The sequence below is a fragment of the Psychrobacter sp. TB55-MNA-CIBAN-0194 genome, from assembly GCF_040309505.1.
GTDB lineage: Bacteria > Pseudomonadota > Gammaproteobacteria > Pseudomonadales > Moraxellaceae > Psychrobacter > Psychrobacter fozii.
In genome coordinates this window covers 1-240 of record NZ_JBEOOW010000724.1, presented here as the reverse complement: position 1 = coordinate 240, position 240 = coordinate 1, and the positions used below count along the sequence as shown (strand labels likewise).

The window sequence follows — 240 nt, the reverse complement described above, 5'->3', positions numbered from 1 at the left end:
CTTGCAAATTCTTTGGCGTCTTGACTTAGTAGCTCGATTAAATAAGCCGCATCTTTTAGACCTAGGTTCATACCCAGCCCTGCTAATGGATGAATGGTATGCGCTGCATCGCCCATTAGCAACACGTTGCCATTTACCCATTGTTGGGCGTAACGCATTTTAAGTGGGAACGCGACGCGCTTACTTTGCACTTCACATAAACCGCATTGGCCATCTATTGCAGCCATAACTGCTTTATTA

Annotated in this window: 1 protein-coding gene; it reads right to left on the bottom strand. The window is 45.4% G+C overall.

Going from position 1 to position 240, the window contains the following annotated elements; all coding sequences use genetic code 11:
* The coding region (locus AAEY75_RS16880; RefSeq protein ID WP_352260322.1) for an FAD-dependent monooxygenase at positions 1-227 on the bottom strand (227 nt) is incomplete at its 3' end.
* Positions 228-240 lie beyond the last annotated feature (13 nt).